The organism is Citrobacter sp. Marseille-Q5395 (genome assembly GCF_947057495.1).
In the GTDB taxonomy this organism is placed as follows: domain Bacteria; phylum Pseudomonadota; class Gammaproteobacteria; order Enterobacterales; family Enterobacteriaceae; genus Citrobacter; species Citrobacter murliniae.
Genome location: NZ_CAMSEL010000017.1, coordinates 118,105 through 139,021 on the forward strand (window position 1 = coordinate 118,105; position 20,917 = coordinate 139,021).

Consider the following 20,917-nt stretch of genomic DNA (forward strand, 5'->3'; position numbering starts at 1 on the left):
AAAGTATGAGCCAGTTAATCGTGAATGGTGTAGTAACAATGTCCAGCCGTGATATTGCGGATCTGGTTCAAAGTAAACACAGTGACGTGAAACGCTCGGCTGAGCGTCTTGTTGCTGCGGGAATTTTAACCGCGCCGTTGGCGCAGTTCGATTTTGAGCATAACGGTAATGTGTACCAGGAGTATCGTTTTAACAAACGCGACTCTCTGGTGATTGTTGCCAGATTGTCTCCTGAATTTACCGCCGCGGTCGTCGATCGCTGGCAGGAACTGGAAGAAGGGCAGAGTGTCAGTGTTCCTCGCTCATTGCCGGAAGCGCTTCGCCTGGCTGCTGATTTAGCCGAGCAGAAAGAGCAACTGACCATCCAACTGGCAGCCGCGGCGCCAAAAGTGGAGTTTGTTGATCGTTATTGCTCTGCAAAAGGCTCCATGTCATTCCGGCAGGTAGCCAAATTGATCAACGCAAAAGAAACTGAGTTTCGTCTGTTCCTTATCGAACGCAATATCCTGTATCGCCTCGGCGGCACACTTACCCCCATGTCGCAGCACATTTCCGCGGGAAGATTTGAAGTTAAGACGGGAACATCGAGCACATCCAATCACGCATTCAGCCAGACGCGTTTCACTGCCAAGGGAGTACGCTGGATTGGTGGTTTGTGGGCTGAACATATTGCGGGGGGGCAGGCGGCGTGAGGGCTTTGTTAACTCCTGAAGTCGCCCATCGCATGGGGATTGTGTTGTTTCGTCCCGGCGCGGAACTGATGCACCTCTTCATGCGCGGTCGCGTTCTTCTCGAACCTGAACCAGAAGAAATGGCTTCATTCAGTACAGGGGCTGTTCCCGCCGCCATTCAGCCGCTGGCTGATGATCCGGTAATGCGGCAGGTCTTCGGGAATGAGCGGGTTATTCAGCGTGCCGGCGGGCTTCCTTCCCTTGAGCAATGGTTGAGTAATCGGTTTGAATGCCAGTGGCCACATTCAACGTGGCACGACAAGAACTTCACAACAATGCGGCACCCTCCAGGAAGCATTCGCCTGTGCTGGCATTGCGATCACACTTTGTCGGGGCAGCATACCGAACAGCTTTCAGGTATAGCGGCCAGAAACCTGGTATCCTGGATTCTGGAAGTCATTCGGGGTGATTCTGGTTTTCCCGAGTCGCATATCCTGACGCTTCCTGAACTGTGCTGGTGGATGGTCAGAAACGACCTAGCTGATGTTATTCCGGAAAGCGTTGCGCACAAAGGGCTGCGCCTTCCGGATGAGAAGCTCCGTTCTGTCATGAGGGAAAGCGACATAGTGCCTTCCTCGTCAGCAACCAGACTCGTGCAGGAGAAGGCGAAGAAGATACTCACGCTCTCTGTTGATCCGGAGTCGCCAGAGTCTTTCATGCTCAGGCCAAAACGTCGCCGCTGGATAAATGAGACGTACACCCGCTGGGTTAAAACACAACCCTGTGAGTGTTGCCGACGGCCAGCAGATGATCCGCACCATATCGTAGGGCACGGTATGGGTGGTACAGCAACAAAAGCCCATGACCTCTTCGTGATCCCTCTGTGCAGAGAGTGCCACGACGAGTTACACGCCGATGTACCGGTATTCGAGCAAAAGCATGGTACGCAGCTTGAGCTGCTACTGCGTTTTATGGATCGGGCGCTGGCGATCGGCGTAATTGCGAAAGCTTAAGTGTATGGAGAAAAGTAATGCGTGATATTCAAATGTTGCTCGAAAGATGGGGCGGGTGGGCCGCCAGTGACAGTTCTGGAGTGGATTACTCCCCCATAGCGGCTGGTTTTAAAGGACTACTACCGTATACAGGAAAAACAAGACTTTCATGCACAGATGATGACGCTTTAATCATCGAAGGATGCTTGGCACGACTTAAAAAGAAGAGGCCATATGAGCATTCGCTTCTGGTTGCTCATTACCTTTACGGCATATCTAAGCGTAAGATTGCCAAGGCAAGCAAGAAAGATGAGAGGTTGATACGCATTGAGATTCAAGTGGCAGAGGGATTTATAGATGGATGTCTGTCTTCGCTAAATGTTAAATTGGATATGGAAAACGCTTTTTTATGAAATAAAAGCCCCGAACGGGGCTTTTTATCACTCAGGTAGCAAGTCACTCAGATTGTTATTTATTCTTACACCATAGATTTCTACCATCTGTTTTATATTTACACCAAATATTTTTCTTACCGCACCGAGGGAGTACTCCATTTCTGGTATTGTTGCATTTATTGATGTTGTATTCATATAGTGCCGACAGGCATTAATCATGGACTCGCATATTAGAAATAATGGAGAGTTTCTAGGAATGCTAGCTTTGAAGGTCGTTAAGACTGTGCGGAGTTCTTTCAGTGAGTCAATAACGTGAATTGAGTTTTCACCATTAAAAGGAATGTAAAGAACGCCTTTATCTTCAAGTATATATATAATTTCTTGGCATTTGGCTTTCTCATCATTATTTAAAGCATGCTGCAATGTGCTAAAAGATATTTTTAACGCTCCTTCAAGGCACTCCTTTACAAGAGATTCATGATCCTTTTTCCATTTTTTTAATTCTGGTGCTTCATAAGCTGTACCATTATTTTTATCTATTAGTACTGAACATGTTGCGCAAAGCCAGATTGCATTACTAATCGATTTCCTATCACGCTCAGATTGAGACATGTCGTATCTAGGGCCATTTGGTGATGCGGCTGCAATATGAGCGGCAACACCAGTTTTAGTTGACTTAGAGGGGTTTTGGTCAGGACCTACTGTAATTCTATTACATTTTGGGTTGCTGCAAATATACGCAGCCCTTTCTGCAAGTTTACGTACTGTATCTGAACTGAAATTGTGCCTCATAAAATTAATGCCTCGTATAAGTTTCATTAAAATTACACTATCGCGGTCCGCATTTTATCATGTAATGTGTTAAGAGTGGTTGCTAAGTCACACAGCTTAATCATCCAAACTCTTCCTGAAATAGTAGGGATTTTCATTTCTAAAGGCTGCCTGATGGCGGCCTTTTCTCTAACTCAGGCTCCGGGAATCACCCTTCCTTTCAAATTTTACATAAGATCCCGGAAGCCTGATTCCTATTCCACTCTTTACTGAGAGGAATCACAGCAATTAAGAGGGGGCTAAATGTCCGATCCGATTTCCGGTACTGGGCTGGCTGGTGGTGTCCTGACGGTGGCCAGCGTCTATGGATTTCTGTCCGGAACCGATTATGGTGTGGTGTTTGGCGCATTTGCCGGGGCTGTATTTTACATTGCAACCGCAGCGGATCTAAGTGCAGCGCGCCGATTGGCATATTTTCTGGTTTCGTATATCGCGGGGATCCTTTGTTCCGGGCTGGTGGGTTCAAAGCTGGCTCAGGCTACCGGCTACAGTGATAAACCACTGGATGCCATTGGTGCCGTAATCGTTTCTGCTTTAGCCGTCAAAATCCTGACGTTCCTGAATAATCAGGATGTTGGCTCACTGGTGGCGCTGATAACGCGCCGGGGAGGTTCAGGTGGTACAAAATGACCCATCGGCAACTTTAAATGCATTGCTTTGCGCTGGGGTAGTGCTGACCCTGATGTTTTATCGTCGCGGCGATTCGCGACATCGACCATGGATTTCCCGCCTGGCGTGGCTGCTTACGGTCATCTATAGCGCGGTTCCGCTGGCATATCTGTGCGGTATCTACCCTTATTCATCGTGGGCCACTATCGGGGCCAACATTATTTTCCTGTCTGTGCTGGTCGCCGTCAGAGGCAACGTGGCACGCCTGGTTGATCATCTGAGGCAATAATGAACCTATCACAATTTCAGCAGGCGGCTGGTATCAGCGCCGGGCTTTCTGCACGCTGGTTTACGCACATTGATGCAGCAATGAAAGAGTTTGGAATTACTGCAGTGAACGATGTTGCAATGTTCATCGCACAAGTTGGACATGAATCAGCTGGCTTTTCCTTGCTGGAAGAGAGTTTTAACTACTCGGTTGAAGGGCTGAAGAAAACTTTTGGTAAGCGTCTGACACCGTATCAGTGCGAAATGCTGGGGCGTGTCGATGGGAAGCAAGTCGCCCACCAGCCGCAAATAGCCAATCTGGTTTACGGTGACCGCATGGGTAATAACAGCCCGGGTGATGGCTGGAAATATCGCGGACGTGGCCTGCTTCAAATAACCGGCCGTGAGAATTACACCAAGTGTGGTGCTGCGCTGAAACTTGATTTGATCAGTACACCAGAGTTGCTGACACAGGAGAAATATGCGACCCGCTCTGCTGCTTGGTTCTTCTCGTCAAGCGGTTGCCTTATGTATTCAGGCGATGTTGTCCGTGTCACGCAGATCATTAACGGTGGACAGAACGGTATTAAAGACCGTCGTGAATGTTATTCCAAAGCAAAAGCCGCACTGGTGTGAGGTCACTATGGGACTTGAAATGATTTTTGGGCTGATTGTTGCCGTGCTGGCCGCAATTGCAGGTGCTTTTGGTCTGGGTAAATCACGCGGTACCAACATCGCTGAGACAAAAGCGGACAAACAACGAACTGAGGACCATGCAGCTGCCATTGAAGCAATAGCAGAACGTCGAGTGGAAGCAACAATAGAGGCGAATAATGTACAGCAAAGCGTTAACCATACTCCTGATAACGATGTTGATTTCGAGTTGCGTAACTCATGGAAGCGCCCCAGTAGTAGTTGATACTGCTTGTGACTGGGTAATGTACATTTACTTGATGGAACATGATATTAAAGTGATGGATTATCAAACTAAAAGAGACATACTCATTCATAACAAGAAGTTACAAATGAATTGCAATCTCTAATTAAATGTGCTCCCAATCACAAATTGGGAGCAGATCACTAAACCATATAAAATCTAATGGCTTAAGATATGTTTTTACATTTCAACAGCAATGGATTTCTTATATGGCAACGTATAAATATTATAATATTCAGATGCTTCCTTTAACCAAAAAACAACCGGCTATTGGATCCGCTGGCTATACAGCATTATTCAAAAACCTTAGTGAGAAACTTCAAGAGGTTTTATCATCCCAAGGTGACCTTAGAAGCATTGCGGTTCCGCTGAGGAATGATTTTTTCTTTTCTCCATATGAGATCAATGTCAGGGAAGACATGATTTATGGTAAGTTTCTCAAGTTTGACAAAGTCGATGTAGTTAGAAAAACCATAAGTAGAGTCCAAACTTATGCCGCGGGGTTTGGTGAATCGAGTAAAATTTATGAGTACAGATTTGTATTTGATCCAGTAATACATATCCTAGCGATTGAAGATAGTCCGTCATTGCCTAGTGCTAATGTACTTTTTGTCGTTTTTAATGAGTTATTTAAAGAAGCTAGAAGAAAACTGTATAGGAACTACAGAATGTCTGTCGACGAGTTGACCTCATCTGCTAGTCTTGATGCAGTATTAAAGGAGTCAAAAGGATATTACTCATTTCGTTCGGAGATTACATTTTCAAACTCAAATGACTTTTTGGACGGTTTAGAAGAGTTATTAGAAGGTGTAGAAGCTGAAATGAAAGACAAAGGCATTGACAAGTTAGAACATAGAGAATCGGCCGACAAAGATTCAATAATGAGTGATGTTAGTACAAATGCTTTAATTTATGCAGGGCTATCGTGCAAATTTGGTAATACTGAAATATCATATAAAGATAAAAGTAATAAAAAGAAAGTATTCAAAATGGCTGATTTTCCAGTAAAGCTCCGTGTTAGTGAGTCAATGAAAAAAAGAGAATCTGTGTTGGATTACTATTACGATATAAAAAATTCGATAAATCTAGCCAATAACAATGCTAGGGCTGGAAGTGGTCTTTTGAAAAAAATAAGAAAAGGGTAATTGAATGAAAGTTGGTAAGTGGGAGTTAAACCAAGAGAATATGCTTAAAGTTATTAAGTGTATTCCTTTTATTGGTGCGATTTTTAATGTAGCCAACTTTTATGCCAACTCTGGTGTTTTATCAAAAAGAAAACAAATTGCTGCCTTTGAAGACTGGTGGAGAAGAATACTTGTTGGTATGTTATTCACTCTTGTCCTTAGTTTAGGTGTTGTTGTATTCTTTAATGATGGGCTTTTTAACCCTGTAAGCAACCCAACTGGCCTTGACGCACCATCGGTGGCATTATCAATATTTCCTAGTATCCTTGGGTTTGGGATCGGTGTATTTGTGGTCGTTTTTGCATTGCCAAATCAATTTATAGAAAAAATCAACCTTATAAAGACTAATGGAAGGAATAGAACCTTTGGTGCGTCTTTAATGGTTGTTGATATGGCATATCCATTAATGATTTACGCTATGGTTTTGATGGGGGAGTTTTTACTTAAGATTTTTCAAATAAATTTATTCACCCAAGTTTTAAGTGTTTTTCTTTTATTGTATGGGATGTTGATGACATTTGATTTAATTAGTCTGGTTTTTATGACAGCCTATGCTCTATTGGCGGCTCAGGCATCCAAAAAGACGTAATTACATATGCAATTTGTAATTGAGATAAAGAAGAATTCAAGAAAATATATTTACAGAATCAATGATAAGAGGCCGCATTTAGCGGCCTTTTTTATACCTTATCAATTGATAATTACTATCATTTTCGTGGGTCCTCCTAGCAATACTGAACACCGAGGGGGCGAGGACACGCGGAAAACGGCTGGTTTTTTGCATTTTATCGGCATCATCATCATTCCCTTAACTTGTTGATATTTCAGTCGTGAGATTATTCACGATGTCGAAATGGTTAAATATTGTTCATCATCATGGATAACGAACTGAAAAACCTTCGCCTCAACATCAATCAACTGGCAGCGGTGACCGATCTTCATCGTCAGACGATCGCAAGCAGGCTGAATAATGTTGAGCCCGCTCCAGGAAGTAATTCTCGTCTCAAGCTTTACTCTGTCGTGGATATTCTCCGGGAACTGCTGGGCCGAACCACGGCCCCCGAGCTGGTGGATATCGATAAGATGTTACCGCCGGATCGTAAGGCGTGGTTTCAGTCCGAACGCGAGAGGCTTAAATTCCAGCAGGAAACAGGTGAGTTAATCCCGGCATCGACAGTTACCCGAGAATTTTCATCGATGGCAAAAGCCGTCGTTCAGGTGCTGGAAACGCTGCCGGATATTCTTGAACGTGATTGTGCGATGACGCCTGCAGCTGTCGTTCGGGTTCAAAAAGTCATCGATGACCTGCGGGATCAGATAGCCCTGAAGGTTGAGCAGGCAGATACGCCGGAACAGGAGGACAGTTCGCCAGAAGAGGAGTAAGCCATGCGACAGGCCACGGCGGCGGAGCTAAGAAAAAACACTGCCGGGATCATCAGAGCACCGCGCCGAATGCCTGTAGCCGAAGCCGTACATAAATATATGCGTGTTCCGGTCGGCGTGGGTAACTCCGTTGAGTGGGATCCTAATCTTGCACCTTATGTTGTGGAGCCGATGAACTGCCTGGCATCACGTGAATATGATGCTGTCATTTTTGTTGGCCCTGCCCGAACGGGTAAAACCATTGGTCTGATTGATGGCTGGGTGGTGTACAACGTTGTCTGCGATCCGTCTGACATGCTCATCATTCAGATGACGGAAGAGAAAGCGCGGGAACACTCCAAAAAACGTCTGGCCCGAACATTTCGTGTCAGCCCGGAGGTGGCATGCCGGCTGAGTCCCTCACGCAACGATAACAACGTGCATGACCGGACTTTCCTTGCCGGGAACTACCTGAAGATAGGCTGGCCGTCTATCAACATCATGTCGTCCTCAGATTTTAAGTGTGTGGCTCTGACGGATTACGATCGCTTCCCGGAAGATATCGACGGGGAAGGGGACGGATTTTCGCTTGCTTCAAAACGTACCACCACCTTTATGTCGGCGGGGATGACGCTGGTGGAGAGTTCACCGGGCAGGGAAATCACCAATACGAAGTGGCGGAGAAAGTCACCTCACGAAGCCCCTCCCACGACCGGGATCCTTTCTTTATATAACCGCGGTGATCGTCGTCGCTGGTACTGGCCATGTCCACATTGCGGGGAATACTTTCAACCGGCCATGGAGGCGATGACAGGCTACCGGGAAACGTCTGACCCGGTAAAAGCCAGTGAAGCGGCGCATATTGATTGTCCGCATTGTAGCGGCATGATCACCGCCGACAGGAAGCGGGAACTGAACGGAAAGGGTGTCTGGTTACGAGAGGGACAGACTATCGACCGTGAAGGCAACATTAGCGGAGAAGCACGACGCTCGCGTATTGCCTCGTTCTGGATGGAAGGACCTGCGGCGGCATACCAGACATGGGCGCAACTGGTTTACAAATTACTGACGGCGGAACAGGACTATGAGGCCACCGGCAGCGAAGAAACGCTCAAGACGGTAATTAATACTGACTGGGGGCTGCCTTATCTTCCCCGTGCAGCCAGTGAGCAGCGACGTGCTGACGTGCTGATGCTGCGGGCAGAAGACTATGGCAAACGGCTTGTGCCGCCGAAAGTCCGTTTTCTTCTGGCGTCGGTGGATGTGCAGGGCGGGAAGAAGCGCCGTTTTGTCGTCCAGATCATCGGGTACGGTGAAAACGGCGAACGCTGGCTGGTGGACCGCTATAACATCCGCCAGTCCCTGCGCTGTGATGAAAATGGTGAGGCGCAGCAGGTGCATCCCGGATCCTATCCGGAAGACTGGCAACTGCTCATTACAGATGTTCTCGAAAAAACCTATGCGCTGCAGTCAGACCCTTCGCGACGGATGCCCATTCTTGCAATGGCTGTCGACAGCGGCGGGGAAGACGGGGTAACGGATAACGCCTATAAATTCTGGCGCCAGTGTCGTCGTGACGGACTGGGTAAACGGGTTTACCTGATAAAAGGTGACAGCACAAGACGCCAGAAAATCATTACCAAAACCCACCCTGACAACACAGGCCGAAGCGATCGCCGGGCGGATGCGCGTGGTGAGGTTCCGGTATATCTGTTGCAGACAGACCTGCTGAAAGATCAGCTCAGTAACAACCTTGAACGTGAAACCCCCGGTGCCGGGTATATCCATTTTCCTGACTGGCTGGGGGAGTGGTTCTACGAAGAACTGACCTACGAAGAACGTGGCACGGACGGAAAATGGCGCAAGCCCGGAAAAGGCAATAACGAAGCCTTTGACCTTTTCTGTTATGCCCACGCCGTCGCTGTCCTGCGTGGTTATGAAAAAATCCGGGACTGGGAACAGCCCCCGGCATGGGCTGCCGCTCAGGAGAGTAATTCAAACATCATTGACGGGGAGCGCCCCAGGGAGATTGCTGTGAAAAAAGCGGTACCTGTACGTTCGTCTTCTGTTTCTGTAACTGAACCGTCCAGCCCGCTTTCTGGTGGCTGGCTGGGTGTCAGTGATAACGGAGGCTGGCTGTGACGAAATCAGAAATTCAGCAGATGCTGGTAACAGTACGCCAGGCATATCGTGATTCCCTGGACGGGAAAAGCGTGTCATTCACGGGGGTTAATGGCCGGGCAATTACCAACCATGACCCCAAAGCCCTGCGTGACGAGCTTGAATACTGGGAAAGGCGCTGGCGCGCTGTCTCAAACCGCAACGGCTCGTTCAAACTCGCTAACTTTCTGTAAGGCAAATCATGGGATTTTTTGAAAAGGCACTGGGCGCAATATCGCCCGGGTGGGCGGCATCACGCGCACAAAACCGACTCAGACTCAGAGCCTATGAGGCAGCAAATCCGACTCGTCTGCATAAGGGGAAACGTGAATCCCGGTCAGCGGACACCGCTGTATTTGCAGCCGGTACTTCATTACGAGAGCAGGCCCGCTGGCTGGATGAAAACCATGATCTGGTGATTGGTCTTTTTGACAAGATGGAGGATCGGGTTATCGGTGCTCACGGGATCCACGTTGAACCGCAGCCGCTTGATCTTGAGGGTAATCTTCATTCTGAGTTTGCTGGTCAGTTATCCGCGCTCTGGGCGGAATGGTCGGTTCGTCCGGAAGTGACCGGGATGTTTACCCGTCCGGAAGCAGAGCGGCTTTTGTTACGTTCAGCACTGCGTGATGGTGAAGTGTTTACACAGATGGTGCGGGGAAATGTAGCCGGTTTGCAGCATTCAACCCAGGTACCGTTTTCTCTTGAACTGCTGGAGGCGGATTTTGTTCCGTTTAACCTGAACAGTACCTCCGGGCAGCAGATCCGCCAGGGGATTATTGTCAATGCCTGGGGTCGACCGACGGGCTACAGAGTTTATAAGAACCATCCTGCCAGTTTTGCGGGACTCAATGCTGATATAAAAACTGTTTCGGCTGACAGCATGCTGCACCTGGCTATGCGTAAACGGCTTCACCAGTTAAGGGGGATCAGCCTCATCCATGGCGTGATCACCCGGCTCTCCGATATTAAGGATTATTATGCACCTCTGACATTCAATTACTCCCGTTTCTGTTCAGGGCTTACCACAAACAATTGATAATAAATGAAATAACCTTTCATTGGCATTCGTGGTAATTCCTGGATTTTCGGGTGTTACGAGTAACTGTGTATTGCAATGTGTATTGCAAATGGAGGGGTACGATGGGGGCAGAGAACAAACTTAGCGACAAAGCGTTACGTGCTTTGATGGGGAAGGTGCAGCCGGCGCAAAAGCACATTGCGGACGGCAAAGGGCTTTCTGCAAGGATCAGTAAAAAGGGCGGAATTAGCTTCGTTTTCTTTTATCGCCTGGGAGACAGAGACTCTTCTCCTCTCTGGCTAACTCTTGGAAGATACCCGGATATGAGCCTTAAGCAGGCCAGAGAAAAGCGTGATCAATGCCGGGCATGGTTAGCTGAAAATCGCGATCCTCGAATTCAGTTAAAACTTTGTGCAGAAAAAACACTGAAGCCAGTAACGGTTCAGGAAACACTAGACTACTGGTATGAAAACTACGCTTCAGTTAAGCGCGTGAAGCATCAGGATGCGATCTACAGGTTCAGATTACATATTTACCCGCACATTGGTGATTTTCCTCTGGAGCAATGCGGCTTATCTGACTGGATGGCGTGTTTTGACAGGATCAAAAAGAACGCACCAGTTATGGCTGCATATGTTTTTGCGGATGTCAGACAGGCACTAAAATTTTGCCGGATAAGACAATTTGCAGTGTCAAATGTGCTTAATGATTTGCGTATGACCGATGTTGGTGAGTTTGCAAAACGTAAAGAGAGATTTCTCTCAGAGGATGAGTTAAGAGATGTATGTAACCATATCTTTAAAGAAAAGCTATGGGCGCTTGCTTCTCTTTATAATCGACGCGTTATGACAATATGTCTGATATTCGGTTGCCGATTGAGTGAGGTAAGGTTATCAACCTGGAGTGAGTGGGATTTTGAAAATTGGGTATGGACAGTTCCTGCTGAACATAGCAAGAATAAAAAAGAAATTATCAGACCTATTCCTCAAGGCATAAAACAGTGGCTGGTTAATCTTCATGCTGAAACTAAATATCGCAATTACATGCTAGGTTCATATCGTGACCAGAAACAAATAAGTACGGATGTAGGTAAGATCTGGAAGAGGTTAGGGCATAAATCATCATGGACTCTACATGATTTCAGAAGAACGATTTCTACATACTTAAATGATTTTGGCTGTGACTTTTTTGCCGTAGAAAGTTTGCTTGGACATACAATAAAAGGGGTGGCTGGAATTTATAATCGTAGTCAATATATGCATAAAAAATCTGAGGCTTTAGAACTATGGTTTGCTTACTTGGATGGATTGATTAATCAAAACTCTAAAGTGAAAGTATTAAAAAGAGAGGTGGCTTAATATGAAACCAATTGCAATTGTTGAAGAAAGTGATTTTGAATTTATGCCTGATGTAGACCAAATCATCCGTGACCCAGTGTGCCGCAAGTTGACTACGTTATCAAATACGACTCGATGGCGACTTGAAAAGGAAGGCAAGTTTCCCAAGCGTCGCAAGTTAGGGCGTAACGCTACGGGATACTTGTTGTCTGAAGTGCAGGCATGGGTGCGCGGAGAATGGAATACTCACCGATAACTCATCAGGTCAAAAAGGGAGTTCCCTCCCTTTTTTATCATAGAAATTTAACACGGTCAGGGTTACGACCAAAAGCATTATCATTGTATCTGATAGCAATTTCACCTAAAGGTGTGTGTTTATTTTCGCAAAAAATCAATCCTATATCTCTTTGTGAATGTTCTCGCAAAGCAGGATGGTGGTATTTCTTCAAAAAACTTTTGTCAAATATTAAGTGTTCTAGTAATGAGTATTGTTCAATTAATACTTTATAAGGATAATACTGATCGCCTTTTATTGCGTGCGCGCAATTAATAGCTAATAGATATGTAATTTCACTATCCATATGGGCACGTACAAGACTTGTATACTTTTTTTTATTTTTATAATCAAATGGATGATAGCCAGCGTTACTGTCAATGAATTTTAAGAGATGATACAGTATTCTAAAGTAGCTACCATAGAAGTCATCCATTTCATGCATGACTTCATTCTGTTTGTCAATGAATTTTACATCATCAGGGAGCGAGTTTGCTTCAATTAAAACTGAATGTGCATCAATTATTTTATTTATGTTTTCTTTGTATTCATTGGAAGATTTTAAAGATTGTAATGATTGATTATGCTGTTGAAGTAATAACGAAAACGTTGATTCTAATGATGATTGCTTTTTTGCTATCAATGCAACGATAACGGCTGCACAGGTACCAAATGCCACAAAGAAATTTATTATGTTTGATGGATCACTAATGTCACTAGCCAATTTAACACTCCTATTTCAAATGCATTAATAACATATTAATGTTTTAACCTTTAGGTTCAATTCCTTTACGGCGAAGTTCAGAACGAACCAAATCTTTAATCCAATTACCCAAACTCATCCCTTCATGCGCAGCAACTTCAGCCATTTGCTCTTTCAGTTCTGGATTGATGCGGATTTGAAAAGCTGGAGCTTTTCCGGCTCCTTTAGGTTGTTTATCTCTATGGATTACTGTTGACATGTGTGTACCTATTCAATAGCATGAAGACTCTATAGGTACATACACTAACATAGTGTTTAGTCTACAGACAACGCCCCAAAGTGCTCGCAACACATTTGGGGCGTCTAACCAAAAACCGTTAGAAGAGGTAACAGTTATGGCTGGAACACAGCATACCCAAACTCACCCTAAATTTACATGGTTGTTCTTAGCTACCCCTGAGATACACCCCGAATGTTCCCCTGTAGTTTTACGTTGTGATGCTGATTCAGAAGAGGCCGCTCGAGCTACCTTTCCTGAATGGCATCTAACCTTTGCCGCAAAAATTAGAACAGAAAGTCCTTTCTCATTCACATGGTCCACTTGGAGCGATTCAGATAGCGCAACTATCTGGTCAATCATGGGGAGTGAAATCAGTTTTCCACTGGAGGCGCGATATGTCTGATTCAAAATTACGGTATATCGGCGATCTTAAAAATCTTGAAAATCACGAAGAAGAGTTGCGAATTGCCTCGTTAAGCGCTGCACAAGTAAAAATTGTAGCGACCATGCTCACCTGTTATCCCAATGTGATGGAAGACGATGAGATTTCTGCTCTTGGCCAGTTGTTTGAATCTTTGGCCAGTAACTTGGATTGCTTCCTGAAGGCAGAACGTGAGCGTTTTGAAAATTGTTCGGAGGCGCAGCCATGATCAGCAACGTCAAATTTAGCGAACTGACAAACCGAGTTGATGTGCTGGTGGAGAAGGTATTGCACCTTGAGGCGCAGGTCAAATCACTTACCGATAGCCAGGGAGGGGTGATTCCGCCCGGTATGACCCCGGTAACTACGCTGGCGGCGCAGTTAGGCATTTCCACTAAGAAGGCCGAAGAACTGGCGAAAAATACGGGGGTAATGCTGGTACGGTTAAAATCAGGCGGGTTCGTGGCTCCTGACGAAAAATTCAGGGAGGCTGCGCGGCTGGTGCTGCGTAGTGCAAAACGTAAATACGGATCGGCGTACTGGTATCACCCGCTGATAGGTAAATTTCAGATGAGCGGAGGGGTCCCGAAATGAAACGTGCACCGAACTTAAAATTTCTGCCAAAGGAAAAATTTACAGAGGCAGTCATTTTTGCCGGGACTGATGCTTACGCTCATGCAAAGGGATGGGAAGAGGGGCTGGGTAAGCAAATTGCCGAAGATACAACGCCTCCTATCTATCTGGGACCAAAGCAACTGGCGGAACTGGATAACCTGCAAATTGTTGATAAAGGTCGCCGTAGCGCCCGTGTATATATTGCCGGAGATATCGAGCCGATACTGATTAACGCCATTGGTGAGAAGCTAGCGCGGGCAGGAGTGCAGGATGCCAAATTGTATAAGGGCATTCCGGATCGCCAGCCAGAGGACTGGCATGATTATCTGGAGAGGATCCGAACGGATAGTGTCGTTGTCGATCTTCCGGTTACGAAACGCGAACCAGCCCATATCGGAGTAGCACCGGCATTGAACCAGATGGGGGCCAGCCAGCGCGGTGAAGTCTTACTGGCGCATTATGACTGCGACCTGGCAATTCACGCCGACTCTGACACGGTGCACCACTATAACGGCGTGGTGTGGAATCCGCTTCCGGACAAAGAGCTGCAGCGCGAAATGGCGCAGATTTACATTGATGCTGAGGTGGCCTATTCGCAGAACGCCGTCAAATCGGCGGTAGAAACCATGAAACTGAGCCTTCCGGTTATGGGCGTGACAGAGCGAAATCTGATTGGCTTTAGTAATGGGGTATTTGATACCCGAACAGGACAATTCAGACAGCACAGCAAAACAGACTGGTTGCTGATCGCCAGTGAACTACCGTTCAGCCCACCAGCAGAAGGAGAAACGCTGGCCAGCCATGCGCCGAACTTCTGGAAGTGGCTCCGCCGCTCCGTGGCCAGTAATGACCGTAAAACAGATCGTGTGCTGGCAGCGTTGTTTATGGTGCTGGCGAACAGGTACGACTGGCAATTATTCCTGGAGGTAACGGGGCCTGGTGGCAGCGGTAAAAGTGTGATGGCAGAAGTCTGCACCATGCTGGCGGGTAAGGCTAATACGGTCTCTGCCAGCATGAAGGCGCTGGAGGATGCAAGGGACAGGGCGCTGGTGGTTGGCTACTCGCTAATCATTATGCCTGATATGACCCGGTACGCTGGTGATGGTGCAGGTATTAAGGCCATAACGGGTGGTGACAAGGTGTCTATCGATCCGAAACATAAAGCGCCATATTCAACCCGTATTCCGGCAGTGGTGCTGACGGTCAACAACAATGCTATGACATTCAGCGACCGCAGCGGGGGGATCTCGCGGCGACGGGTGATATTCAACTTTTCGGAGGTTGTACCGGAAAACGAGCGAGACTCGATGCTGGCAGAAAAAATAGAAGGGGAACTGGCTGTAGTTATCCGCCATCTGCTTACACGTTTTGCAGACCAGGACGAAGCCAGGCGGTTATTGTATGAACAGCAGAAATCAGAGGAGGCTCTGGCGATCAAACGTGAGGGGGATTCGCTGGTGGACTTCTGCGGTTACCTGATGGCGTCGGTAGTGTGTGACGGGATGTTTATCGGCAATGCCGAGATAGTGCCATTCAGCCCACGAAAATATCTGTATCACGCCTACCTCGCATACATGCGAGCCAATGGCCTCAACAGGCCCGTTTCGTTGATGCGGTTCGGAACCGATATGCCTGGCGCAATGGCTGAATATGGTAAGGAGTACCAGAAGCGGAAAACAAAGCATGGGATACGTTCCAACTTAACTCTGCACGATGATTCAGACGACTGGATGCCATCATGTAACAGTGTTTCTGACAGTGGTGAGATAGAGTAAAGTAACGGATAAAGTGTTCACCAGTATTCACCCTGTTAAAAAGTTTATCTATAACAGATGGTTAAGGGGTGAACACTTATTTATTAAGTATTCACCAGGTATTCACCTGTTCACCTTTTGACTGTTTTTTGTTCTAAATGGTGAAGGGTAGGGTGAACACTAGTGAATACCTGAAAGAAGAGTATTCACCACATAACTACATGAATTTAATTAAAAAATCCGTGATGGTGAACAGGTGAACACTTTAAACTGTATTTTTAATTTTTATAGCATATTGAACAATGCTGAAGCCCCTGCTCCAAGTATGGAAGCGACGGTACTATTTTCTAACAATTTTTGGAGACGGGATTTAGTCTCAGCATCATTGCTTCTTGCAACTTCCTCTACTAGCTTCTGCACTGATAGTTTTTATAACCTGACTGTTGTTGTTTCCAAGCTGAATTTGGGCATTGTTACAATTAGAAAGGCTAATGTTATGAATAGAATCATCACGTTTTCTGGATGCTTTGAGAGTAACAATTTGTGCTTCTGAATCGATATATGCAGACATAGCTGCAATATGCGATGTTACGTCTTTTGGTTCAGGGAAATGTATACCATCCCCTCTTAGGGTTCGATCTACATCTGCCATTTTCGAAAACACACGACGCACAAGAACATGCAGCAGACATCTTGCTTCTTCAATTACTGTATCTGGTGGCAAGTCACATTCAGTGGCTAACGTTCCGGCTTCTTCAAGGATGTTAAGGCTTTCGTTTTCAATATAAGGTTCAATAAAACCATTCCAAAAAACCATTACTGGCGATCCTGCAAAAGCTATCCCTTGATAGGTGATAATTGAGCCATCAAATCGTGCTATCTCAAACTTGGGACCAGCTTTCAAAAAAGCCCACTTTGTTACAAGTTTGAGCAGACGTTCATCTGCATCTTTAACTTTTTTTTCCAGTCTGCGAAAGACGGGGGTAGGTCTATGCCCAGGTAATCCCAATACTTCGAGCGACATAATAAAAAACCTCCATACACAATTTGTAATTCAGGGTAACCAAAATTCAAATTAATCATTAATCTGTTTTTATGGTTAAAAGTAATTTTACTTATCTGTTTTATCGATCAATACTGTATGTACATCTAGTACATATGGAGATCCAGAAGTGACCAAACAGAAAGCAATGTCGGTATATATCGATGATGAAACCACCTTAGTGCTCAATCGTCTGCGTGAAGAAATTCGCCAGCGCTATGAGCGTGAAGGTATCCCCGGTAATGCCCCCACCATTGGCTGGCTTGCCCGTTCCCTGCTGCGTGAAAAATTGGGGATGGCTCCTGCAAAAAACGACGCGCCCGGTGCGCTCTAAGGCTGGTCTGCAATGGAAATATCACTGTATGAACCGATAGAAGGGATGACGGCGAAACGCTTCCGTGATGCCCTGCAGGTGGCACAAGGCCCGGTAACAGTCGCAATCAATAGCGGTGGCGGAAACGTTACTGACGGAATGGCGATTTTTAACGCCTTACGCGGTTACAAAGGCCATACGGTTGCCCGCATTGATGGTATTGCCGCATCAATGGCGACCATCGTTGCACTTGGAGCTAAACGCGTCGCTATGGCCGATAACGGCTGGTGGATGGTTCACAATCCGTGGGGAGTGATGGCGGGTGAGGCCGGGGATATGCAACGTCATGCGGAAGTGCTGGAAAAAATCGGTAAAACGATGCTGGCCACCTATGTAGCTAAATCCGGTCTTCCCGAGTCAGAAGTAAAGGCCATGATGGATGCTGAAACCTGGTTAACGGCAGCGGAGGCAAAAGAAAAAGGTTTTGTGGATGAAATCTACCCGGCAGAAGGGCAGATGTTCGCGATGGCGCCGGGCTGTGATTCGCTAGTGGCCAAATTTACCCGAACGCCGGAACAACTGCGTGAAGCGATGAAGACCACCAGCCAGCCAGAAAACACAGAGCAGAAAGCAGACGTTCTTTTTGCAGCTTTTGCGGGGCATGAGTGGGCCGCCGGTATCCGGGCTGAGTTTGTGAGTGGCTGCATCACAGAGGCGCAGGCCAGACAAAAAATTCTAACCAATCTGGCTGCGGGAACGACACCGTGTGCCGGACCAGGAGCATATAACGTGTACTCAGGAAACGGGAACATTGTAGGGGACTCAGTTAAGGCGGCATTGCTGGCGCGTACAGGGCTGGAAACAGCTGAAAAAGATAACCGCTATAACGGCTATACGCTGCGGGAACTGGCGCGAGCTTCGCTGGTTGATCGTGGGGTAAGTGGTATTCCGGGGAATCCGCTGGGTATGGTCGGAATGGCGTTTACACACAGCAGCAGTGATTTTGGTGGCATCCTGGCGGACGTTGCGAATAAATCTCTGTTGAAAGGCTGGGATAACTCGCCTGAAACATTCCAGCAGTGGACGAAAAAAGGGACGCTTCCTGATTTCAAAGTATCCCATCGTGCTGGTCTTGACGGCTTCAAGTCGCTGCGAGAGGTTCGCCCGGGGGCTGAATATAAATATGCCACGACCTCAGATCGTAGCGAGCCAATTGCTCTCGCGACTTACGGCGAACTGTTCAGCATCGATCGCCAGGCCATCATTAACGATGATATGAGCGCTTTAACCAGCATTCCTCAAAAAATGGGCGCGGCCGCAAGCCGTACGGTCGGGGATCTGGTCTATGCCGTGTTGCTGGGCAATCCCAAAATGGGTGATGGCAAAACGATTTTCGATGCAGCACATAACAACCTGATGAAGATTGCACTGGATATCCCGGGGCTGAGTGCCGGGCGAAAAGCTATGCGTATGCAGAAGAACGGCGCTGGTGCTGTTCTTAATATCCCGCCACGCTTCCTGCTGGTCCCGGTTGAACTGGAGGATAAGGCCAATCAACTGATTCGTTCCACCTCGTTACCTGAAGCGCAGAACAGCGGGGTATTCAACCCGTATAACGATGCGCTGACGGTAATTACTGAGCCGCGGCTGGATGCTGAAAGTCTTAAGGCCTGGTACATGCTGGCGGGACAGGGAGAAGACACCATCGAGGTGGCTTATCTGGACGGTATTGAAACGCCATACCTGGAGCAACAGCAGGGCTTCACCGTTGATGGTGTAACGTTCAAGGTACGTATCGATGCGGGAGTTGCCCCACTTGACTGGCGCGGCCTGGTGAAGTCGGAAGGGGCTTAATGAATTCTGGTGGTAATCCTTTTGGCGGTCTTCGGGCCGCCTTTTTTACGGGTCCTCCTGGCGATTATGTACACCGAGGGGGCGGCGACACGCGGAAAACGGCTGATTTTTCGCATTTAATGCGTGCAGCAGCGACTGGTTAACTAACTGAAAAATAATGATTCAGGTTGCTTTTGCTGCAAAAGTGACCGTGCAGCAGAGGTAAGGATGAAACTGAGTAAAACGCAGGTAAATGTTACGCAACTGGCGGAGCTTGTGGGCATGAACCGAAACCTTGTAGCGCGGCGTCTGCGTGATATGGAGCTGGCTGGCGGTAATGGTGAAAATCTCAAGTTGTACGAACTGGGGCCAGCGCTTCAGGGATTACTGACGCCATCAATGAAAGAAAATGGTGAGATGTCGCCGCAGGACCGAAAAGCCTGGTATCAGTCAGAAAATGAAAGGCTGAAATTTGAAGCAGCCTCACGGAAATTGATTCCTGTAGAGGAAGTGGCCCGCGAATATGCATCACTGGCTAAAGCGGTAGTAATGATGCTGGAAACCCTGCCAGATATTCTGGAACGTGACTGTGCTCTTACACCAACAGCCGTTACACGTGTCCAGACCATTATTGACGATCTACGGGATGAAATGGCGAGGAAAATTGAGGAAAGTGAATCAGGGGAAGGTTGGCCGTTAGTTAACAGAGTTTAGACAGTAAGTATCGTAGACACTTCTGGAATAAGTGATTTTGATCTCAGAATATAGAAAATATAAATTTAATTGATTAGCAATAGTTGAATACTATAAATTCGCCTATATGTGACTAACTACATAATAAACATAGGTAAAAATAATGGCCGGACAATTAGATGACGCAGCAAAGCAAATATTAGCAACTCTCCTTACAGATTTTATGGATAGGGGGTTGAGTGCCAAGGAACTTAAGAAGGGGTACGAAGGGCCTAAGATCGATGTCTTGGCAACGGCTGTATGTGATAACGACGAAATTACTAAAGTTGATTTTGAAGTATCATTTGGCGAACTTGAAGATAAAAAGTTGGTTAAAACCGGACCAATGACGTTTTACGAAAACAAACCTGATAGCCAAATTTTTATTATGTCTGCGTATAGCAAACGCGAGTATGCATATCTAACTGAAGCTGGCTATAAAGAGGCTAGAAAATCACCTAACAAGCCGATGCAGCCCGTGAAACGAGTTATCAACAACGTTAACATTTCAGGTGGACAGTTTAGTAATCTTCAATTAGCTACGGGAGATGGAATTAGCCAGTCAATGGCTGTATCCACTACTGGTGCTGATTCTGAAATTGTTGCGAAGCTAATTGCGATTCTTGAATCACAGGGACAAGTAGTTGCTGACGAGCAACGAGCCGACATTACTGCCGCAGTAGCTGCTGCAAACGAAGGAGATGGAAAACAGGCCAAATCATTACTGGCAAAGGTCTGCGGTCAAGCTTGGGAATCGGTACAACCTGTTATGTGGCCTATTGTTGGTGAGTTAGTCAAAAAAAGTTTAGGGTTGTGATGCAGTTGATATCCTTTAGGCCGCATTTGCGGCCTTTTTTATTTACTTTCTCTGTGTATTGCAATGTGTATTGCAATTCCCTTCCCCTATAGATTCTGGCTATGAAACATAGCTAAAAATCAGTCAGTTATTTCAATTCGTTTCATTAAGGATTATGAAGAGAGTGAGCGCGTGGCGGCACGTATTGCGGCGGCGCTGGGTTTCTATATCAAACGTGGGGATGCTCAGTCCCTTGATACTGAAACCGAGTTTTCAACACCGGGTGGACAGCGCCATTACGATATTGCGCCGGGGATGATTTATGACGAGCTAAAGCCAGGCGAGGATCTGGGCATGGTGGAGTCGAATCGCCCGAATGTTCATCTGT

27 protein-coding genes and 1 pseudogene are annotated in these 20,917 nt (G+C 46.6%); 24 read left to right on the top strand and 4 right to left on the bottom strand.

Translation table 11 applies throughout. The features are described from left to right. The first annotated feature begins 5 nt into the window (after nt 1-5). From OH663_RS18805 to OH663_RS18815, 3 genes are read left to right on the top strand one after another with little or no spacing between them, the layout of a single operon-like run. Entirely contained in the window at nt 6-692 is a 687-nt protein-coding gene (locus OH663_RS18805) for a phage antirepressor KilAC domain-containing protein (RefSeq protein ID WP_200011817.1), read from the top strand. Further along, entirely contained in the window at nt 689-1,684 is a 996-nt protein-coding gene (locus tag OH663_RS18810) for a DUF968 domain-containing protein (protein WP_200011814.1), read from the top strand. Before OH663_RS18805 ends, OH663_RS18810 begins: the two co-directional genes overlap by 4 nt. A gap of 17 nt (nt 1,685-1,701) precedes the next feature. Then, nucleotides 1,702-2,076 (top strand): antiterminator Q family protein, encoded by a 375-nt coding sequence (locus OH663_RS18815; RefSeq protein WP_200011811.1) that lies wholly within the window; start codon nt 1,702-1,704, stop codon nt 2,074-2,076. A gap of 27 nt (nt 2,077-2,103) precedes the next feature. Here OH663_RS18815 and OH663_RS18820 read toward each other — a convergent pair whose 3' ends face one another. Beyond that, nucleotides 2,104-2,877: a hypothetical protein gene (locus tag OH663_RS18820; protein WP_233617152.1), complete on the bottom strand. Its 774-nt coding sequence runs from the start codon at nt 2,875-2,877 to the stop codon at nt 2,104-2,106. 255 nt (nt 2,878-3,132) lie between these two features. Between OH663_RS18820 and OH663_RS18825 the strand changes: the two genes are divergently transcribed. The 12 genes from OH663_RS18825 (at nt 3,133) to OH663_RS18880 (ending at nt 12,022) form a co-directional block, all read left to right on the top strand. Continuing rightward, the gene (locus OH663_RS18825; RefSeq protein WP_200042089.1) at nt 3,133-3,519 is read left to right on the top strand and encodes a phage holin family protein; all 387 of its coding nucleotides are present in this window, start codon (nt 3,133-3,135) and stop codon (nt 3,517-3,519) included. Further along, nucleotides 3,506-3,787 (top strand): phage holin family protein, encoded by a 282-nt coding sequence (locus tag OH663_RS18830; protein WP_000250463.1) that lies wholly within the window; start codon nt 3,506-3,508, stop codon nt 3,785-3,787. The genes OH663_RS18825 and OH663_RS18830 overlap by 14 nt, the downstream gene beginning before the upstream one ends. Next, nucleotides 3,787-4,401 (top strand): glycoside hydrolase family 19 protein, encoded by a 615-nt coding sequence (locus OH663_RS18835; protein WP_200013340.1) that lies wholly within the window; start codon nt 3,787-3,789, stop codon nt 4,399-4,401. The genes OH663_RS18830 and OH663_RS18835 overlap by 1 nt, the downstream gene beginning before the upstream one ends. Nucleotides 4,402-4,408: 7 nt before the next feature. After that, nucleotides 4,409-4,684, top strand: a complete 276-nt coding sequence (locus OH663_RS18840; protein ID WP_200013341.1) for a hypothetical protein — start codon at nt 4,409-4,411, stop codon at nt 4,682-4,684. Nucleotides 4,685-4,911: 227 nt separating this feature from the next. Further along, entirely contained in the window at nt 4,912-5,847 is a 936-nt protein-coding gene (locus OH663_RS18845) for a DUF4747 family protein (protein ID WP_200013342.1), read from the top strand. Nucleotides 5,848-5,851: 4 nt separating this feature from the next. Further along, nucleotides 5,852-6,475, top strand: a complete 624-nt coding sequence (locus OH663_RS18850) for a hypothetical protein (protein ID WP_112922352.1) — start codon at nt 5,852-5,854, stop codon at nt 6,473-6,475. A 287-nt stretch (nt 6,476-6,762) separates the two neighbouring features. Continuing rightward, nucleotides 6,763-7,269: a DUF1441 family protein gene (locus OH663_RS18855; protein ID WP_016150425.1), complete on the top strand. Its 507-nt coding sequence runs from the start codon at nt 6,763-6,765 to the stop codon at nt 7,267-7,269. A gap of 3 nt (nt 7,270-7,272) precedes the next feature. Next, nucleotides 7,273-9,390, top strand: a complete 2,118-nt coding sequence (locus OH663_RS18860; protein ID WP_200013343.1) for a phage terminase large subunit family protein — start codon at nt 7,273-7,275, stop codon at nt 9,388-9,390. Further along, nucleotides 9,387-9,602 (top strand): hypothetical protein, encoded by a 216-nt coding sequence (locus OH663_RS18865; RefSeq protein ID WP_044711201.1) that lies wholly within the window; start codon nt 9,387-9,389, stop codon nt 9,600-9,602. Before OH663_RS18860 ends, OH663_RS18865 begins: the two co-directional genes overlap by 4 nt. A gap of 8 nt (nt 9,603-9,610) precedes the next feature. Further along, entirely contained in the window at nt 9,611-10,447 is an 837-nt protein-coding gene (locus OH663_RS18870) for a phage portal protein (RefSeq protein ID WP_200013344.1), read from the top strand. 104 nt (nt 10,448-10,551) lie between these two features. Further along, complete coding sequence (locus OH663_RS18875; protein ID WP_200013345.1) at nt 10,552-11,787, top strand: tyrosine-type recombinase/integrase; 1,236 nt, start codon at nt 10,552-10,554, stop codon at nt 11,785-11,787. A gap of 1 nt (nt 11,788) precedes the next feature. Beyond that, on the top strand, nt 11,789-12,022 hold the full coding sequence (locus tag OH663_RS18880) for a helix-turn-helix transcriptional regulator (RefSeq protein WP_200013346.1): 234 nt from the start codon (nt 11,789-11,791) through the stop codon (nt 12,020-12,022). Between the two features lie 37 nt (nt 12,023-12,059). Here OH663_RS18880 and OH663_RS18885 read toward each other — a convergent pair whose 3' ends face one another. Together OH663_RS18885 and OH663_RS18890 are read right to left on the bottom strand one after the other, a co-directional pair. Continuing rightward, the gene (locus tag OH663_RS18885; RefSeq protein WP_200013347.1) at nt 12,060-12,764 is read right to left on the bottom strand and encodes a putative phage abortive infection protein; all 705 of its coding nucleotides are present in this window, start codon (nt 12,762-12,764) and stop codon (nt 12,060-12,062) included. Between the two features lie 43 nt (nt 12,765-12,807). Next, nucleotides 12,808-13,002, bottom strand: a complete 195-nt coding sequence (locus OH663_RS18890) for a toxin-antitoxin system HicB family antitoxin (protein ID WP_200013348.1) — start codon at nt 13,000-13,002, stop codon at nt 12,808-12,810. A 136-nt stretch (nt 13,003-13,138) separates the two neighbouring features. Between OH663_RS18890 and OH663_RS18895 the strand changes: the two genes are divergently transcribed. The 4 genes from OH663_RS18895 to OH663_RS18910 are packed head-to-tail and all read left to right on the top strand — an operon-like array spanning nt 13,139 to nt 15,834. Further along, the gene (locus OH663_RS18895) at nt 13,139-13,426 is read left to right on the top strand and encodes a host cell division inhibitor Icd-like protein (RefSeq protein WP_200013349.1); all 288 of its coding nucleotides are present in this window, start codon (nt 13,139-13,141) and stop codon (nt 13,424-13,426) included. After that, the gene (locus tag OH663_RS18900; RefSeq protein WP_200013350.1) at nt 13,419-13,673 is read left to right on the top strand and encodes a hypothetical protein; all 255 of its coding nucleotides are present in this window, start codon (nt 13,419-13,421) and stop codon (nt 13,671-13,673) included. Before OH663_RS18895 ends, OH663_RS18900 begins: the two co-directional genes overlap by 8 nt. Then, a complete protein-coding gene (locus tag OH663_RS18905; protein WP_200013351.1) occupies nt 13,670-14,038 on the top strand; it encodes a hypothetical protein in 369 nt (122 codons plus the stop codon). The genes OH663_RS18900 and OH663_RS18905 overlap by 4 nt, the downstream gene beginning before the upstream one ends. After that, nucleotides 14,035-15,834: a DNA primase family protein gene (locus tag OH663_RS18910; RefSeq protein WP_200013352.1), complete on the top strand. Its 1,800-nt coding sequence runs from the start codon at nt 14,035-14,037 to the stop codon at nt 15,832-15,834. Before OH663_RS18905 ends, OH663_RS18910 begins: the two co-directional genes overlap by 4 nt. Before the next feature lie 361 nt (nt 15,835-16,195). Here OH663_RS18910 and OH663_RS18915 read toward each other — a convergent pair whose 3' ends face one another. Continuing rightward, nucleotides 16,196-16,837 carry a hypothetical protein gene (locus tag OH663_RS18915; RefSeq protein ID WP_200013353.1) on the bottom strand — a complete coding sequence of 214 codons (642 nt, stop codon included), beginning with the start codon at nt 16,835-16,837 and terminating at the stop codon, nt 16,196-16,198. 148 nt (nt 16,838-16,985) lie between these two features. Here OH663_RS18915 and OH663_RS18920 point away from each other — a divergent pair, with 148 nt between their 5' ends. The 5 genes and pseudogenes from OH663_RS18920 to OH663_RS18940 form a co-directional block, all read left to right on the top strand. Further along, nucleotides 16,986-17,189 (top strand): hypothetical protein, encoded by a 204-nt coding sequence (locus tag OH663_RS18920; protein ID WP_096940681.1) that lies wholly within the window; start codon nt 16,986-16,988, stop codon nt 17,187-17,189. A gap of 12 nt (nt 17,190-17,201) precedes the next feature. After that, the gene (locus OH663_RS18925; protein ID WP_200013354.1) at nt 17,202-19,022 is read left to right on the top strand and encodes a ClpP-like prohead protease/major capsid protein fusion protein; all 1,821 of its coding nucleotides are present in this window, start codon (nt 17,202-17,204) and stop codon (nt 19,020-19,022) included. A 207-nt stretch (nt 19,023-19,229) separates the two neighbouring features. Further along, nucleotides 19,230-19,715 carry a DUF1441 family protein gene (locus tag OH663_RS18930; RefSeq protein ID WP_200013355.1) on the top strand — a complete coding sequence of 162 codons (486 nt, stop codon included), beginning with the start codon at nt 19,230-19,232 and terminating at the stop codon, nt 19,713-19,715. Between the two features lie 142 nt (nt 19,716-19,857). Continuing rightward, nucleotides 19,858-20,550 carry a hypothetical protein gene (locus tag OH663_RS18935; RefSeq protein ID WP_200013356.1) on the top strand — a complete coding sequence of 231 codons (693 nt, stop codon included), beginning with the start codon at nt 19,858-19,860 and terminating at the stop codon, nt 20,548-20,550. Nucleotides 20,551-20,721: 171 nt separating this feature from the next. Continuing rightward, nucleotides 20,722-20,917 (top strand): annotated as a pseudogene (locus OH663_RS18940) (phage portal protein); the annotation flags it as partial.

Coding starts and splice junctions, on each gene's coding strand:
- OH663_RS18895 (WP_200013349.1), top strand. CDS start 13,139: ATGGCTGGAACACAGCATACCCAAACTCACCCTAAATTTACATGGTTG.
- OH663_RS18870 (WP_200013344.1), top strand. CDS start 9,611: ATGGGATTTTTTGAAAAGGCACTGGGCGCAATATCGCCCGGGTGGGCG.
- OH663_RS18805 (WP_200011817.1), top strand. CDS start 6: ATGAGCCAGTTAATCGTGAATGGTGTAGTAACAATGTCCAGCCGTGAT.
- OH663_RS18850 (WP_112922352.1), top strand. CDS start 5,852: ATGAAAGTTGGTAAGTGGGAGTTAAACCAAGAGAATATGCTTAAAGTT.
- OH663_RS18935 (WP_200013356.1), top strand. CDS start 19,858: ATGGCCGGACAATTAGATGACGCAGCAAAGCAAATATTAGCAACTCTC.
- OH663_RS18890 (WP_200013348.1), bottom strand. CDS start 13,002: ATGTCAACAGTAATCCATAGAGATAAACAACCTAAAGGAGCCGGAAAA.
- OH663_RS18910 (WP_200013352.1), top strand. CDS start 14,035: ATGAAACGTGCACCGAACTTAAAATTTCTGCCAAAGGAAAAATTTACA.
- OH663_RS18875 (WP_200013345.1), top strand. CDS start 10,552: ATGGGGGCAGAGAACAAACTTAGCGACAAAGCGTTACGTGCTTTGATG.
- OH663_RS18880 (WP_200013346.1), top strand. CDS start 11,789: ATGAAACCAATTGCAATTGTTGAAGAAAGTGATTTTGAATTTATGCCT.
- OH663_RS18900 (WP_200013350.1), top strand. CDS start 13,419: ATGTCTGATTCAAAATTACGGTATATCGGCGATCTTAAAAATCTTGAA.
- OH663_RS18845 (WP_200013342.1), top strand. CDS start 4,912: ATGGCAACGTATAAATATTATAATATTCAGATGCTTCCTTTAACCAAA.
- OH663_RS18930 (WP_200013355.1), top strand. CDS start 19,230: ATGAAACTGAGTAAAACGCAGGTAAATGTTACGCAACTGGCGGAGCTT.
- OH663_RS18815 (WP_200011811.1), top strand. CDS start 1,702: ATGCGTGATATTCAAATGTTGCTCGAAAGATGGGGCGGGTGGGCCGCC.
- OH663_RS18915 (WP_200013353.1), bottom strand. CDS start 16,837: ATGTCGCTCGAAGTATTGGGATTACCTGGGCATAGACCTACCCCCGTC.
- OH663_RS18905 (WP_200013351.1), top strand. CDS start 13,670: ATGATCAGCAACGTCAAATTTAGCGAACTGACAAACCGAGTTGATGTG.
- OH663_RS18860 (WP_200013343.1), top strand. CDS start 7,273: ATGCGACAGGCCACGGCGGCGGAGCTAAGAAAAAACACTGCCGGGATC.
- OH663_RS18925 (WP_200013354.1), top strand. CDS start 17,202: ATGGAAATATCACTGTATGAACCGATAGAAGGGATGACGGCGAAACGC.
- OH663_RS18835 (WP_200013340.1), top strand. CDS start 3,787: ATGAACCTATCACAATTTCAGCAGGCGGCTGGTATCAGCGCCGGGCTT.
- OH663_RS18825 (WP_200042089.1), top strand. CDS start 3,133: ATGTCCGATCCGATTTCCGGTACTGGGCTGGCTGGTGGTGTCCTGACG.
- OH663_RS18840 (WP_200013341.1), top strand. CDS start 4,409: ATGGGACTTGAAATGATTTTTGGGCTGATTGTTGCCGTGCTGGCCGCA.
- OH663_RS18855 (WP_016150425.1), top strand. CDS start 6,763: ATGGATAACGAACTGAAAAACCTTCGCCTCAACATCAATCAACTGGCA.
- OH663_RS18820 (WP_233617152.1), bottom strand. CDS start 2,877: ATGAAACTTATACGAGGCATTAATTTTATGAGGCACAATTTCAGTTCA.